13 protein-coding genes are annotated in these 14,350 nt (G+C 31.7%); 6 read left to right on the top strand and 7 right to left on the bottom strand.

Annotated elements, in window-relative coordinates; all coding sequences use genetic code 11:
- Window positions 1-13 precede the first annotated feature (13 nt).
- From ACQY6M_RS08570 to ACQY6M_RS08555, 4 genes are all read left to right on the top strand, one after another.
- Window positions 14-1,102, top strand: a complete 1,089-nt coding sequence (locus ACQY6M_RS08570) for a hypothetical protein (RefSeq protein WP_428740733.1) — start codon at window positions 14-16, stop codon at window positions 1,100-1,102.
- A 216-nt stretch (window positions 1,103-1,318) separates the two neighbouring features.
- On the top strand, window positions 1,319-2,530 hold the full coding sequence (locus tag ACQY6M_RS08565) for a hypothetical protein (protein WP_428740732.1): 1,212 nt from the start codon (window positions 1,319-1,321) through the stop codon (window positions 2,528-2,530).
- 198 nt (window positions 2,531-2,728) lie between these two features.
- A complete protein-coding gene (locus ACQY6M_RS08560) occupies window positions 2,729-3,742 on the top strand; it encodes a hypothetical protein (protein WP_428740731.1) in 1,014 nt (337 codons plus the stop codon).
- A 170-nt stretch (window positions 3,743-3,912) separates the two neighbouring features.
- Window positions 3,913-4,935, top strand: coding sequence for a hypothetical protein (locus tag ACQY6M_RS08555; RefSeq protein ID WP_428740730.1), 1,023 nt, complete (start codon window positions 3,913-3,915; stop codon window positions 4,933-4,935).
- A 58-nt stretch (window positions 4,936-4,993) separates the two neighbouring features.
- Here ACQY6M_RS08555 and ACQY6M_RS08550 read toward each other — a convergent pair whose 3' ends face one another.
- Window positions 4,994-5,971: an endonuclease/exonuclease/phosphatase family protein gene (locus ACQY6M_RS08550; RefSeq protein ID WP_428740729.1), complete on the bottom strand. Its 978-nt coding sequence runs from the start codon at window positions 5,969-5,971 to the stop codon at window positions 4,994-4,996.
- 102 nt (window positions 5,972-6,073) lie between these two features.
- Between ACQY6M_RS08550 and ACQY6M_RS08545 the strand changes: the two genes are divergently transcribed.
- Window positions 6,074-6,538 (top strand): hypothetical protein, encoded by a 465-nt coding sequence (locus ACQY6M_RS08545; RefSeq protein WP_428740728.1) that lies wholly within the window; start codon window positions 6,074-6,076, stop codon window positions 6,536-6,538.
- 76 nt (window positions 6,539-6,614) lie between these two features.
- On the opposite strand, the gene ACQY6M_RS08540 is transcribed toward ACQY6M_RS08545, so the two are convergent.
- The 3 genes from ACQY6M_RS08540 to ACQY6M_RS08530 are packed head-to-tail and all read right to left on the bottom strand — an operon-like array spanning window position 6,615 to window position 10,068.
- Entirely contained in the window at window positions 6,615-7,133 is a 519-nt protein-coding gene (locus tag ACQY6M_RS08540; RefSeq protein WP_428740727.1) for a gamma carbonic anhydrase family protein, read from the bottom strand.
- Between the two features lie 6 nt (window positions 7,134-7,139).
- Window positions 7,140-7,871 (bottom strand): LytR/AlgR family response regulator transcription factor, encoded by a 732-nt coding sequence (locus ACQY6M_RS08535; RefSeq protein WP_428740726.1) that lies wholly within the window; start codon window positions 7,869-7,871, stop codon window positions 7,140-7,142.
- A gap of 7 nt (window positions 7,872-7,878) precedes the next feature.
- Window positions 7,879-10,068, bottom strand: a complete 2,190-nt coding sequence (locus ACQY6M_RS08530; RefSeq protein WP_428740725.1) for a histidine kinase — start codon at window positions 10,066-10,068, stop codon at window positions 7,879-7,881.
- A 239-nt stretch (window positions 10,069-10,307) separates the two neighbouring features.
- Here ACQY6M_RS08530 and ACQY6M_RS08525 point away from each other — a divergent pair, with 239 nt between their 5' ends.
- Complete coding sequence (locus ACQY6M_RS08525; protein ID WP_428740724.1) at window positions 10,308-11,438, top strand: hypothetical protein; 1,131 nt, start codon at window positions 10,308-10,310, stop codon at window positions 11,436-11,438.
- Window positions 11,439-11,487: 49 nt separating this feature from the next.
- Here the strand turns inward: ACQY6M_RS08525 and ACQY6M_RS08520 are convergent, their stop codons facing one another.
- The 3 genes from ACQY6M_RS08520 to ACQY6M_RS08510 are packed head-to-tail and all read right to left on the bottom strand — an operon-like array spanning window position 11,488 to window position 14,097.
- Window positions 11,488-12,285, bottom strand: coding sequence for a glucosaminidase domain-containing protein (locus ACQY6M_RS08520; RefSeq protein ID WP_428740723.1), 798 nt, complete (start codon window positions 12,283-12,285; stop codon window positions 11,488-11,490).
- Window positions 12,285-13,226: a 1-aminocyclopropane-1-carboxylate deaminase/D-cysteine desulfhydrase gene (locus ACQY6M_RS08515; protein ID WP_428740722.1), complete on the bottom strand. Its 942-nt coding sequence runs from the start codon at window positions 13,224-13,226 to the stop codon at window positions 12,285-12,287. Before ACQY6M_RS08515 ends, ACQY6M_RS08520 begins: the two co-directional genes overlap by 1 nt.
- A 31-nt stretch (window positions 13,227-13,257) precedes the next feature.
- Window positions 13,258-14,097, bottom strand: a complete 840-nt coding sequence (locus ACQY6M_RS08510) for a winged helix-turn-helix domain-containing protein (protein WP_428740721.1) — start codon at window positions 14,095-14,097, stop codon at window positions 13,258-13,260.
- Between the last annotated feature and the right edge of the window lie 253 nt (window positions 14,098-14,350).

The following is a 14,350-nucleotide window of genomic DNA, read 5'->3' as shown; positions in this document are numbered from 1 at the left end:
AATTCAATTAATTATGAAAAATATTTTAAAACTAACCTGTTTACTCATACTACTATTAATAAGCTCATGCAGTAAAGATTCTGCTGACGATGTAACCTCAAACACAAACACATATGCATTACTTAGCAGTGAAATAGGAACCAACGATAACGGAGTTATTCAGTTATGGAAAAATGGTAACATTACTGATATTACAAATAAGGATTCTTATTCTTGGGGGGATAATATGGTTATTGAAAATGGCGATGTTTACATATCAGGATCAGAAAAAGAAGTTGGCGGTAGTGTACAAACGGTAATTTGGAAAAATGGAGTAAAATTAAACTCAACTACTTCAGCAAAAACCAATCTAACTAACTTTGGTGCAAATCAAAAAAATGAAGAAAAGTTAGCTGTTCCAACAAATGCTAAACTAGCGGACTTTACTGTATCTGGAAATAACATATACCTTTTAAAAGATGAATTTGTAGATGGAATTTCTAAAATCGTGATGTACAAAAATGGGCAACCTACAAATATTACTAATGGTTCTCACCGTACCACAGCTGTAAAAATAAAAGTAATTGGACCTGATGTTTATATTTTAGGGCTTGAAGAAAATGAAAGCAGTACTTCTGTATTAAAAGTATGGAAAAATGGACAACCTACCAATTTAACTGATGGTACTAATTTTGCTCGTGCCGATGATATTTTTATCACCAACAACGATGTATATGTTTTAGGTCGTGAGTATAATGGAAGCTACCTGAAACCTAAACTATGGAAAAATGGAGTAGAAATACCTAATTTTATAAGCGACCAGTATTTTGCCCCTTCTAGTTTGTTTGTAGAAAACAATAATATATATGTAGCTGGAACAACTATAAAAAATGTTCGTTTAGCTCAACTATGGAAAAATGGTGAGACAATTAACCTAGGCAGCAGCAATCTTAAACATTCATACTCAAGTAATGTATATGTAAATGACTCGAAAGTATATGTAAGTTTTTCTGAGCAAAATCAAGATGATATATTTGTATCAAAACTTTGGATAGATGGTGAAATAACCGATTTATCTGATGGAAAAACAAATTCTTTTATACAGAAAGTTGTGGTAAAATAATCTATTTCATTTAACTATTTCACAAATTATCTCAGTTGTTTTTTTATTGAATTGTGATTAATTAGTCGTAATACTTTATAAGGGTACAAGTATTACATTTTTAAAGCTCATTTTCTTTGTAAAATGGGCTTTATTTCTTTTAAAATCACCCTTTTTAGGTGAATAAAGAGACCTATAAACATAGTATTTTTACCACAAAATATTATCCAACAAAAAATGATTTCTATAAAAAATACCTCATTTTTTTTCTCTTCAATGTTAATTTTATCAAGTTGTATAAAGCAAGAGAAAATTCAAAAAATTAATTACACGTTACCTTATAAATTTAATTATGAGATAGAAGACAAACTAGCCAAAGATTCTTTACCATGGAAATTTCAAATAGCAGCTTCTGATTATGCTTCTAAAGGAAATTATAAAGACGCTTTAAGAACATGGGATTCTGTTTTTCCTATGAGAGAAAGAACCTATACCTCAACAGAGACAGATTCTATAAAAACTTCTTTTACTCCTGTTAACGCTATAGATTTTATAACTTCGGAAGCAACAAAAACTCAAATTACCATTATTAACGAAGCACATCACAGTTCTTTACATAGAAACTTTACCAAACAACTACTTCAAAAACTATATAACAACGGATACAAACATTTAGGTCTAGAGGCTTTAAGCAATGGTAACGAAAAAGACACTGAGCTTAACACTAGAAAATATCCTATTCAAACAACGGGCTATTACACTAAAGATCCCCAATTTGGAGATTTAATAAGAGAAGCCTTGGCTATAGGGTTTCACATTTTTCCATACGAACAATCCACTGATAAAAATGGTAAGGAAAGAGAAATAGCTCAAGCAAAGAACATACAACAAGTAATTAACAAGTTTCCTAATGAAAAAATATTAATTCATTGTGGTTTTGATCATGCTTTAGAAGGAATACATTCATCTTGGGAAAAAGCACTTGCTGAAAGATTAAAAGAATACACCAACATTGATCCGCTTACTATAAATCAAGTTTTGTATAGCGAGAAAAGCAACCCAAAATTCAATCATCCTTTGCTAAAAGTATTTAATATTAATGAGCCCACAATTCTTATTAATAAAAAAGATGGAAAACCTATGCCTTATATAAAAAAGGATTCTTGGAGCGATATCGCTGTGTTACATCCTAATACAACTTTTGTAAATGACAAAGCTAATTGGTTAAACAATCAAATACCTATAAACCTAAATAACTATCAATTAACTTATCCAGTAATGGTTCTTGCTTACCTTAAAAACGAAGATATTTCTACTGCAATTCCTGTTGATATAGTTGAGTTAAAAGATAAAAACTCCGCTTGTCTTTTAAACTTAAAAAAAGGAGAATACAACATTGTAATTACTAATATTAAAGACAGTTTTTTACTACATAAGGAAGTAAAGTAACAAGTCTCTCCTATACTCCCCAAACCTTAGATTCTTTGAGAATCTACAAAAGACCAAACAATTATTGTTTGGTCTTTTCATTAACTATATTCTACATATAACAATTGTTAATCGCTATTATTTTAAAAATCACCCTTTTTGGGTGAACTCCTGAGTTTTTTTAAATATAATCTTTGCTAAAAAATTTAAACTTTTAAAATGAAAAAAATAATTTTAATGGCTTTAATAATCATAAGCCTATTTTCTTGTAGTAAAGATGACATTACTCCTACTTTTAAAAATATTTATATAGCAGGAATTGAATACAATAATTCTGGAATAGCTACAGCCAAAATATGGAAAAATGGAGTAGCACAAAACCTTTCAGACGGCACAAAATACACATGGGTCGCCTCTGTATTCGCTTCTGGACCAGACGTATATGCTGCTGGTTTTGAAATTAATGAAAATGATATTTCTGTTGCTAAACTATGGAAAAACGGAATTGCACAAAACCTTTCAGATGGTACAAGAAAAGCTAGTGCTTTTGCTGTTTATGTGGTAAAATCTGACGTATATGTTGTAGGGCGCGAGCTTAATGAAAATAATGTTTATGTTGCCAAATTATGGAAGAACGGAGTAGCACAAAACCTTTCAAACGGTTTAAAATATGCACATGCATATTCTGTTTTTGTGTCTGGAGATGATGTATACGCCGCTGGTACTGAAATTACCGCTAATGGCTATGCTGCTACCGTATGGAAAAATGGAGTGGCTCAAAACCTTACTGATGGTACAAGAAAAGCTTATGCTAATGCCGTTTATGTATCAGGGAACGATGTATATGTTGTAGGTCGCGAACTTAATAACGATAATAATGATGTTATTAAATTATGGAAAAATGGAGTAGCCCAAGAACTCACTAATGGTATAAAAAGTAATGCTAATGCTACTTCTGTTTACGTGTCTGGAAACGATGTATATGTTGCTGGACAAGAACTTAATGAAAACAATAGATTCATTGCCAAATTATGGAAAAATGGAGTGGCTCAAGAACTAAGTACAAAAACATCGAGTGCTAGATCTGTGTATGTTTCAGAATCTGACGTATATGTTGTATATGACGAGAGTAGAGACGATGGAACTGTAATTAGATTATGGAAAAATGGTAAAACAACTGATATAACAAATAGTGAAGATGCTCGTTGTTCCTCTCTCTTTGTTGCTAAGTAATTTTCCCAAATAAGTTGACAACACTAAAAAAAGGGTACTTGAAATCGCATTGCAGTGTTGCTCCCTAACATAACAATTGTTAATCGTTATTATTTTAAAAATCACCCTTTTTGGGTGAACTCTTAAGTTTTTTTAAATATAATCTTTGCAAAAAAATATAAACTTATAAAATGAAAAAATTAATTTTAACATCTTTAATAGCCTTTGGACTATTTTCTTGCAGTAATGATGATATTACAACAAAACCAAAAAGTGTATACATTGCAGGAGCTGAAAGCAATAGTAACGGACATTTTATTGCCAAAATATGGAAAGATGGCATAGCTCAAAACATTACTGACGGTACGAACGATGCTTGGGCTAGCTCTATATACATAACTGAAAAAGACACCTATGCAACTGGTTTTGAGTATAATGAAAATGACATAACAGTTGCCAAAGTATGGAAAAACGGCACCGCTCAAAACCTTACTGATGGCACAAAAAGAGCTAGATCTAATTCTATTTATGTATCAGGATCTGACGTATACACTGCTGGTTACGAACTCGGAACCACATATAATGCCAAATTATGGAAAAATGGGGTGTCACAAAGATTACAACATGATAGCTCAAAACATTCATATGCTTATGCTGTTTTTGTAAATGGATCTGATGTTTATGTAGCTGGAAGTGAGAATTCAAGTAATACAAGTATTGGATCTGTTGCTAAAATATGGAAAAACGGCACCGCTCAAAACCTTACTGATGGCACAAAAAGCGCTAGAGCTAGGGATGTTTACGTAGTAGGTACAGATGTATATGCTGTTGGTCAAGAAGGTAATGAAAATGGCTTTTCTGTTGCCAAACTATGGAAAAACGGGGTAGCACAAAATCTTTCAAATGGTACTAAAGACACATATGCAAATTCTGTTTATGTGTCAGGTTCTGATATTTATGTACTTGGAAGAGAACGCAATGAAAACAATATAAATATTGTTAAATTATGGAAAAATGGTAGCGTTCAAAACCTTACAAATGGCGAACGAAGTGCTTACCCATCCTCTATGTATGTTTCTGGGTCAGATACCTATGTAACATACTATGAATACATAGATGGTGTAAGTGTAATAAAACTATGGAAAAATGGTACAATAACCAATATTACAACAGGTGATAAAGATGCTTCTCCTTCTGCTGTTGTTGTTAAGTAAATATTTTAAATTAGTAATCAACTAAAAAAGCTCGGTTTTTCAACCGAGCTTTTTTAGTTTATTTCAATTTAAATTTCATTTCTACTGGGTAATGATCTGAGGCTTGCCCGACTCCTTCTAACACTTTTCCTTCGATATATTCTATCGTATTTTCTGTGTAAAAGATATAATCAATACGCTCTACAGGATCTTTAGTATCAAATGTATTTTCAGGGTTTTCAAAAGAAAATGCTGCATTCCCAACACCTTCCATCGTAAACATCTTTTTAACAACCGCTTCATTATCTCTTGCTTTTGAGTTAAAATCACCTAATAAAATTGTTGGATATTCTTTCTTGTATCCATTAAAAAGATTTAATACATACTCAAACTGACGCACGCGAGTTGGCTTATCAAATGCTTCTAAATGTAAATTTATTACCACTACTTCTTTCCCTTCTAACATCACTTTAACTACTTGTACTAATCTATCTAAATACAACGCATCTCTATAAAAGGGACTATCAGCAACACGTTCTAGTATAATTCGCTTATAATCTTTCAGCTCATATTTACTTAAAATTGACTGTCCTGAAACTATTTTTCCAAAATGCATACTTGGTGGCCAATAAGGATATGGCACATAATGCTCATCCCAATTTACACCTCTTGCGACATAGTTATATCCTAATTTAGCAATCTCTTCTTCTTGATTTACCTCATACGATCTTGCTGAACTATAATCAATCTCTTGAAAAGCAATAATATCTGGATTTACCTTTTTCACCTCAGCAACTACCTTTTTCAAATTTCCATCAAATAATTCTTTAGGTTTTGCTATTGCTCGGTTATTTGTCATTCCACTTAAATAACCAATATTATAAGTTACTATACTATAAATTGAATCATTATCTATAGTTGTACTATAGTTATGTGTAATAACTTTTGCATACTCCGATTCATCCATTGTTGGCGATGACGCCCAGAAAAAAAACACTATAGCAACACCTACAATAAGCAGCAATAACTTTATTATAACTCTAAAAATACGCTTCATAAAAGATTAAAAAAATGTTAAATTGATTTTCAAATTTAAACTTTTTAGTTCTTGAAAAGTCAAAGAGGTGTAAATAAATACAAAACTTAAAATTTTAAACATATGAAGAAATTACTAACTGTATTGGTTTTAATGGTAGGATTCACCGTTACTACTCAAGCACAAAGAGACCATAAAGGAAAACACGATCAATTAACTGTAGAGCAACAAACTGATTTAGCGGTTAAAAAAATGACCTTAAAATTGGATTTGACAGCTTCTCAGCAAAATCAATTAAGACCTTTAATTACTAAACAAGTTGTAGAACGACGAGAAATGAGAGCTAAAAGAAAAGCTATGAAGGAAAGCGGTAACAAACCTACCACCGAAGAACGATATGCAATGAAAAATAAAATACTGGACAAGCAAATTGCTTACAAAGCAGAGATGAAGCGTATTTTAAATAAAGAGCAATATGGGCGTTTTGAAAAAATGACTGCTAGAAAAATGAACAGACATAAAAAGAAAGCTCAACACAAAATGCATGAAAAAAGAAAACTTCATGAAGAACACATGGAAGAAAAATAATTTTGGAGGATTGATAAGTTAGTTTTGATTGAAAAAAGCCTTGTTTCATTTTTGAAACAGGGCTTTTGCCTTTTATTTATTCCTCTTTAAACCAACTTGAATATTTCACATAATTGTTGGCTATTCTATCAATCTCTCCTGAAATGAGCTCTTGAGAAATATCTTTTACTTTTTTTGCTGGAACTCCTGCATATACACTTCCGCTTTCAATATGTGTATTTTTAGTTACCACAGCGCCTGCAGCAATGATAGAATTCGATTCCACCACGCAATCATCCATAATAATACTACCCATACCTACTAACACATTATCATGTATCGTGCATCCGTGCACCAAAGCATTATGACCAATAGACACATTATTTCCGATAGTTGTTGGTGATTTTTGATATGTAGCATGTATAACCGCTCCATCCTGTACATTTACTTTGTCTCCCATTTTTATATAATGTACATCACCTCGAATTACGGCATTAAACCATATACTACATTCTTTTCCCATTTGTACATCTCCCACAATAGTAGCATTTTCTGCTACGTAACAATCTTCTGGTATTTGTGGGTATTTTCCGTTTACAGGTTTTATAATTGGCATATATTTTTATTTAAAAAATGATAATAAATTCGCTTTTTTTGAGGAAGAAACCATGATCTCTTTTCCATTTGATAGTATCACACTTCCTCCCTTTCCTTTTTTGTATTTTGTTATCTCATTAACGTTTACTAAAAACGATTTATGAATACGTGCAAAAGAATTCTCTTTTAAGATATCTTCAAAATATTTTAGTGTTTTACTTACTAGTTTTTTAGAATCTTTAAAATACACTTCGGTATAATTATCATCCGCTTTGCAAAATACAATATCATGGATATTTACCACCTCAAAGCCATCTTGTTGTGGAATGGTTATTTTTCCATTGATTGCTGTTGCTTTAGGTGTTAAAATAGCATTTTCTAATTCATTTTCTTTTTCTTTAATTTCTGTAACTAACCCTACCGCCTTAATCAGTTCATCTATAGAAATAGGCTTCAGCAAATAATAGGTTGCTTGATTATTCAATGCTTCAATAGCATAATGATCGTAGGCCGTAACAAATACCACTTCAAAAGTTCTGTTTTCTATTTTTTCTAGTAAATCAAAAGCATTCCCAAAAGGCATTTCTACATCTAAAAACACCAAATCTAATTCATGCTTTTCTATTAACTTTTGAGCTTCCTCAATATTACTTGCTTCCCCTAACAACTCAACATTAGAACAATATTTAGCAATATAATTTCGTAGAATATCTCTACTTATTTGTTCGTCTTCAACAATAATTGCTCTTATTTTCATACCTTTTCTAGTTTCTTTTTAAAATCAATTCAACTTTGGTTCCAGTTCCATCTTCAAAAGCATCAGAAACAGTAACCGTAATTTTATCTTGATACATATCATTCAAAATGGCTATTCTCTTTTTAATAGTGCTCATTCCCTTCGATTTTTGTTTCAACTGATTCTTGGTTTTCATTTCCATTGATTGCTGTCTTCCAACCCCATCATCTTCAATCAAAATTTGAATTGCATCTGAATCTTTATAAGTCATTGAAATATTCAAATTTCCTTTTTCTTTTTTATATCGAAGTCCATGCCAAATGGCATTTTCTATATACGGTTGCAACAACATAGGCGGAATCGAATATTCATCTAACGGTATACTTTTATCTATACGGATACTATAATCGAACTTATCTTTAAATCGATTGTGTTCCAACTTCACATACAACTCTAACAATTCAATTTCTTTGGTTAGCGGAATAAAATCTTCATCTGAATTTTCTAAAACTGCACGCATCAACACCGAAAATTCTGACAGATATCGGTTAGCACTTCGCTCGTCACTTACTGCAATAAAACTGTTTACTGAATTCAATGCATTGAAAATAAAATGTGGATTCATTTGTGAACGCATCGATTTTAATGCCAATAAGTTATTGGCTAATCTTTGCTGTTTGTTAGTTCTAAACATAAAATACACCAACAAAATCATTAGTAAAAAACCAGCTACTAACGAATAAATAACCCATTGTTGACGTTTGTTACTCTCTTGAATTAACTGCTGATCTTTGTACGCTAAACTAATTTTACTCTCGCTTAATTCTTTATCCTTTTCTAAACTTGCTATCCTATTTTGGTTGTCTAAAATTCGTTTACTAAAACGCTTTACCTGTTGAATTTCCTGTTCTTTTCGAGAGTACAAAGTATCTACCAGTGTCACATAATCTTGGTAAGTCTTTAACGCTTTTGTATAGTCTCCCACATTTTCATATACTTCAGATAATCGTTTCGTGGCGTCTTTTTGAATGATTAAATCCTCATTTTTATCAGCATCTTCAATACTCTTTTTTAAATATGGAATCGCTTCTTTATACTCCGCTTTCTGCATGTATGCATTTCCAATTTTATAATTGATTTTTTGTGAGGTAATCGAATCGGCCAATGACTCATTATTTTCAGCTTCAACAGGTATATCTTCTGCTTCTTTCAAGCTTTCTTTTCGAAGTTGAATTTCCTCATCATATCGTTGAGATTGATTATAAAAATCGGCTACTTTTTGCTGTTCTTTTAACGAACGTTTCTTATTTTCTTCGGAAGCTAACCTTAAAGAGTTTTGATAATATCCATCTGCTTTTTGAGCATTCCCTTGTGCTGCATATACTTCAGCCAGCTTTGAGTTTAAATCGGTTATTTTTGGGGTAATTAAATTCGCTTTGGCTATTTCTAAGGCTTTTTGATAATTGCTTTTAGCTTGATCAAAGTTTTTTTGAATCATATACACATCTCCCAAACCTTGATACGCTGTTAATTGCTGATAATTATTCAACTTTCCTTTTAAGGTAGTTTTATAATTTTGTTCACTATCACTATAATTTTTAGCTAAATAGGCTGTTCTCGCTAGTTGTAACCGGACAGCTGGATTATTAACCTGAAGTAAGGATGTTTGATAATTCTCTATAGCCAAATCGTACTGATTCCAATAAAAATATACATCTGCTAATTCCTTATAAGTAGTTGCTAACCTATTTTTTGATAAATCGTCTAGCAACATTTTCTCAATAAAAGACAAGCTTTTATCAATATCTTTCTTTTTGTAAAATCGAACAGAATCTAAATATTGAGGATATAAACTGACACGTTTACTGGAACTATAAGGACTATATTTTGATTTTTTCTTTGGCTCAAAACCTTCTACCTGTACTTTTATATCTTCATCATCTTTAATTGTATAAAAAATTGTTTCAAAGCCTGAATGCGATACTATCAACTGATCTCCTGCTTTTGCTTTTACGGTATAATTCCCTTTGATGTTTGAATAGTAAAACACACGTCCATTAACTTCAACTCTCGCATTTTTAATCGGTTGATGAGTTTCACTATTAACCACCTGAACTTTTACTGAGAATTCTTTAGCTACATTTTTCTCTGTTTGAGAAAAAGCAGTAGAAAAACTCAATAAAAAGAGTACACATATTATGTAGTATAATTTATTCATACTTTATTTCTTAATGTAAACATACTCACAAAAAGCCATACAAAAAAACGTGTTTCTTTTCTAAACACTCTAAAAAACAAGCAAAAAACACGCTTTACTCATTTAGTAAACCACTTTACTAAACTAAATGAGCAGTTTGCTCATTCTCGATTTTTTAAGAAAAAAGTTGGAAGTAGTTTTGAATAGAAATTGACCACAATCAAACTTTTAATCCAATGAATAACTAAAAACAAAAAATTATGAAAACGCAGGCTTTAAAAACATTTTTTATTTGTGCTTTATTAATAGCTACAAGTACTTACGCAAATGAATTTCAACCTAAAAAACCAATTAAAAAGCAAACCGTAAAAGTAGCTTTACTACTAGACACTAGTAATAGTATGGACGGACTCATTAACCAAGCAAAGGCTCAATTATGGGAAATTGTAAATGAACTATCTTATGCCAAATACAACGGTGTTGCCCCTAATTTAGAAATTGCTCTTTACGAATATGGGAACTCTAACTTATCATCAAAAGAAGGCTACATCCGTCAAGTTTTACAATTTACAAGCGACTTGGATGAAATTTCTGAACACTTATTTTCTTTAAATACCAACGGAGGTAGTGAATACTGCGGACAAGTAATTAAAACATCGTTAAAGGAATTGGATTGGGGATCTAATAAGCGTGATTTAAAAATGATTTTTATCGCCGGAAACGAACCTTTTACTCAAGGAAAAGTAAACTATAAAGATGCTATTACCGATGCCAAAGAAAAAGACATCATAGTTAACACCATATTCTGTGGAGATTACAACCAAGGTATCTCTGGAATGTGGCAAGACGGTGCAATGTATGGTGGCGGCGATTATATGACTATCAATCAAAATAAACACATTGTACATATTGTAACACCATACGACAACGACATCATCATCTTAAACAAACGATTAAACAACACTTATATTCATTACGGAACTTATGGATCTTCAAAATACAGTAACCAAGCAAAGCAAGATATGAATGCTGAAAGCTTAGATGAAGCTGTTGCTGTAAAACGTGCTGTAACCAAAAGTTCTAATTTATATAAAAATGCTGAATGGGATTTGGTAGATGCTTCGGAAGAAAAAGAGATTGATTTTTCTAAAATTAAAAAGGAACAACTTCCTAAACAACTACAAAATAAATCGGTTAAAGAAATTAAAACCTATGTTGATGAGAAGCGTAAAGAGCGCGCTGAAATACAACAGAAAATTCAGGAATTAAATAAAAAGAGAAAAGCTTATGTAGCCAAAAAACAACAAGAAAACACTAAGAAAAATGAATTAGAAAGTGTAATGATAAAGGCTATTAAAAAACAAGCGAAAAAGAAAAATTACTCTTGGTAATTTGATTGGGGATTTAGTTTGATTGAAGCGGAGTTTTGCTCCGCTTTTTTTATTCTACTAACAAGTCTTGACCAATACTAATATTGTTATCAGTCAAGCCATTAACTTCTTTCAGCTTTTTAACCGACATATTATATCTTCTTGCAATCGAGTACAAAGTATCTCCTTTTTGAACCTTATACGATTCAGCTGCAAAAACTTTTGCATTTGAAGCCAAAGAACCTTTAGGTTTTATTCTATCGTACTGGGTTAAGTTATATTTATTAATGATCGCTATCAATTTTTGAGGATATTTTCTATCGGTTGCATACCCTGCTCTTTTTAACCCATATGCCCAACCTTTATAATCGGTATGTCTTAGTCTAAACAAACTTGCATACCGCTTACGGGTTAATAAAAATTGTGAATGATCTTCGTAGGATGTTTCTGGGTATTTATATTTTCTAAAACACTCACCTTTTTCATCATCATCATGAGTTACACTATGTCCTTCCCAACCTCTATGACATTTAATTCCAAAGTGATTGTTAGATCGAAGAGCTAACTGACTTCTACCACTTCCTGATTCTAACACTCCTTGAGCTAAGGTAATACTTGCAGGAATGTTGTGTTCGTGCATTTTCTTTACCGCTATTGGAGCAAACTTCTGAATATACGCTTCGGTATGATTTGTAGTTGTTGTTATTGGTCGTTTTATTTGTTCTAATTGTGGTAACTCTGGAGCTTTTTCTTCCTGTGTTTCTAAAACCACTTCTCTCTGAGGTGTAGATTTTACTACATTTTTACCTGAACCACAACTTGCCAATAACACAGCACATGCTGCTAAAAAAACTACTTTCATTTTCATTAAACCTTGATTAACTCTTGATTTTTATTCTTTAATTTTTGATTGACTCCGTCAATCCCCTGTAAACCACCTGTATGTATTGCTAAAATTTTACTGTTTACAGGAAATTTATCTTTCAAAACCATATCTATAATTCCGTATAACAACTTTCCTGTATAAATTGGATCTAACGGAATATTCGTTTGCTCTTTAAATTCATTTATAAAACGAATTAATTCCGGAGTATATTTTCCATAACCTCCAAAATGATAGTCGTTTTGCAAACTCCAATTTTCATTCCCTTTTACATAAGGTTTTATTTCATCTACTAAAAAATCACCTTTTAATGCAGGAAAACCAATTACTTTCTGATGTTCTTTTGCTGAATTTATCAATCCAGAAATGGTTCCTCCAGTACCAACCGCACAACAAATATAATCGAATTTTTCATCTTCATTCGTTAAAATCTCCTCGCACCCTTGTACCGCTAACACATTGGTTCCTCCTTCTGGAACCAAGTAAAAATCACCAAATTTCTTTTTTAATTGATTGATAAATTCTTCGGAAGTTTTATTTCGGTAGGCTTCTCTAGAAACAAATTGGAACTGCATACCATTATCGAACGCATTATTTAAGGTTTTGTTTTGAGAAAGTGTCTTCATCAAATCTTTTCCTAATTCATCACCTCGAATGATTCCTATAGTTTTGAATCCTGCTATTTTACCTGCTGCTGCTGTAGCTGCAATATGATTTGAAAAAGCACCTCCAAAAGTTAACAAGGTTTCTTTTCCTTGTCGTTTTGCTTCTTCTATATTGTACTTCAGTTTTCTAAATTTATTTCCTGAAACAAATGGATGGATAGTATCTTCTCTTTTTACAAAAAGCTCAATTCCTTTGCTTGCTAAAACAGGCAATTGAATTTGCTGATTTATAGGAGTAGGTATGTCGAGTTGAAAAAGCATTCAAAAAAATTAACATCACAAAAATACAGGTTTAATCTATTTCTAGCTTATATCCTACTCCGTGAATATTGGTTATTTTTATAGAAGTATCCTCTTTTAACTTTTTACGAAGTTTTGATATATAAGTATCTAAACTTCTTCCTACCACAACGCCATTTTCTTCCCAAACTTTTTTCATCAATTCCTCTCTTTTTATAACTTCGTTAGGTCTGTCAATAAAAATAGTTAACAACTCGCACTCTTTTTTAGATAACGGAATTTCTTCCGCTTCTTTAATCAACTTATTTTGTTCTGGATAAAACATAAACCTTCCTAAACTTAGCGAATTGTTCGAGCCAGTATCAATGACTATTTTTCTTTTCTTTGTTTGATAAACACCAAAACCTAGAACAGAAATTAAAAGTAAGAATCCGTAGAAAAAATATTGATTACTATTTTCCTTTTTAAGAAATTGGGCTTCTATAAAATAGCAATTGGTAGGCAACACTCTACTTTTGCAAGGTACAATCGCATTTTCTTCGCTCAACTTCATTTCGTAGCTATAGGCTACTTCATCATTCAAACACTCTTTAACTTCAATACGGTAGTTAGAAGGTAATTCAGACTGAGAAAAACTTCTTTTTACTATCGCCACCAAACTATCAGGTGATACTTGCAAATCACTTTGAAAGGTTAACTGATATTTACGCTTACTTAGTTCTTTTATAGGCAACACCAATGAGGTAGAATCTTGATTGGTTAACAACAATTGATGCCCTACATTTCGAAGCGAAACTTTTACTTTTTCAGTAAACTCATTAGCTTTTTTACAAGAAATAAGTTGTACTGAAATTAAAAATATACTTATATAAAAAATAGCTCTCTTACGCATACAATTTACAAATAACACACTTTTTATCTTCTTTTTAAGGGAATTGACATTTCTTTTACACTTTTTTGACATTTTTCACTAGACGTCATTACGACCAGAGGAAAAAAAACTCAGTGTCATTTCGATTGCAAGGAGAAATCTCATTAATAGAAGTAACTCACAACCTTAAGATTTCTCAATCGCTCATAAAATCGCTTATTCGAAATGACAAACAAAAACGTCATTACGAGGGAGCATACGACCGAAGTAATCT

Origin of the sequence: Tenacibaculum sp. (genome assembly GCF_050290165.1) — a bacterium.
Taxonomy (GTDB): Bacteria; Bacteroidota; Bacteroidia; order Flavobacteriales; family Flavobacteriaceae; genus Polaribacter.
The sequence above is the reverse complement of the archived record's forward strand: the minus strand, read 5'-3'. Positions and strand labels throughout refer to the sequence as shown.

What these genes read in the sequence shown, in the direction of transcription:
- ACQY6M_RS08570 (WP_428740733.1), top strand. Translation starts at nt 14, where the DNA reads ATGAAAAATATTTTAAAACTAACCTGTTTACTCATACTACTATTAATA.
- ACQY6M_RS08565 (WP_428740732.1), top strand. Translation starts at nt 1,319, where the DNA reads ATGATTTCTATAAAAAATACCTCATTTTTTTTCTCTTCAATGTTAATT.
- ACQY6M_RS08560 (WP_428740731.1), top strand. Translation starts at nt 2,729, where the DNA reads ATGAAAAAAATAATTTTAATGGCTTTAATAATCATAAGCCTATTTTCT.
- ACQY6M_RS08555 (WP_428740730.1), top strand. Translation starts at nt 3,913, where the DNA reads ATGAAAAAATTAATTTTAACATCTTTAATAGCCTTTGGACTATTTTCT.
- ACQY6M_RS08550 (WP_428740729.1), bottom strand. Translation starts at nt 5,971, where the DNA reads ATGAAGCGTATTTTTAGAGTTATAATAAAGTTATTGCTGCTTATTGTA.
- ACQY6M_RS08545 (WP_428740728.1), top strand. Translation starts at nt 6,074, where the DNA reads ATGAAGAAATTACTAACTGTATTGGTTTTAATGGTAGGATTCACCGTT.
- ACQY6M_RS08540 (WP_428740727.1), bottom strand. Translation starts at nt 7,133, where the DNA reads ATGCCAATTATAAAACCTGTAAACGGAAAATACCCACAAATACCAGAA.
- ACQY6M_RS08535 (WP_428740726.1), bottom strand. Translation starts at nt 7,871, where the DNA reads ATGAAAATAAGAGCAATTATTGTTGAAGACGAACAAATAAGTAGAGAT.
- ACQY6M_RS08530 (WP_428740725.1), bottom strand. Translation starts at nt 10,068, where the DNA reads ATGAATAAATTATACTACATAATATGTGTACTCTTTTTATTGAGTTTT.
- ACQY6M_RS08525 (WP_428740724.1), top strand. Translation starts at nt 10,308, where the DNA reads ATGAAAACGCAGGCTTTAAAAACATTTTTTATTTGTGCTTTATTAATA.
- ACQY6M_RS08520 (WP_428740723.1), bottom strand. Translation starts at nt 12,285, where the DNA reads ATGAAAATGAAAGTAGTTTTTTTAGCAGCATGTGCTGTGTTATTGGCA.
- ACQY6M_RS08515 (WP_428740722.1), bottom strand. Translation starts at nt 13,226, where the DNA reads ATGCTTTTTCAACTCGACATACCTACTCCTATAAATCAGCAAATTCAA.
- ACQY6M_RS08510 (WP_428740721.1), bottom strand. Translation starts at nt 14,097, where the DNA reads ATGCGTAAGAGAGCTATTTTTTATATAAGTATATTTTTAATTTCAGTA.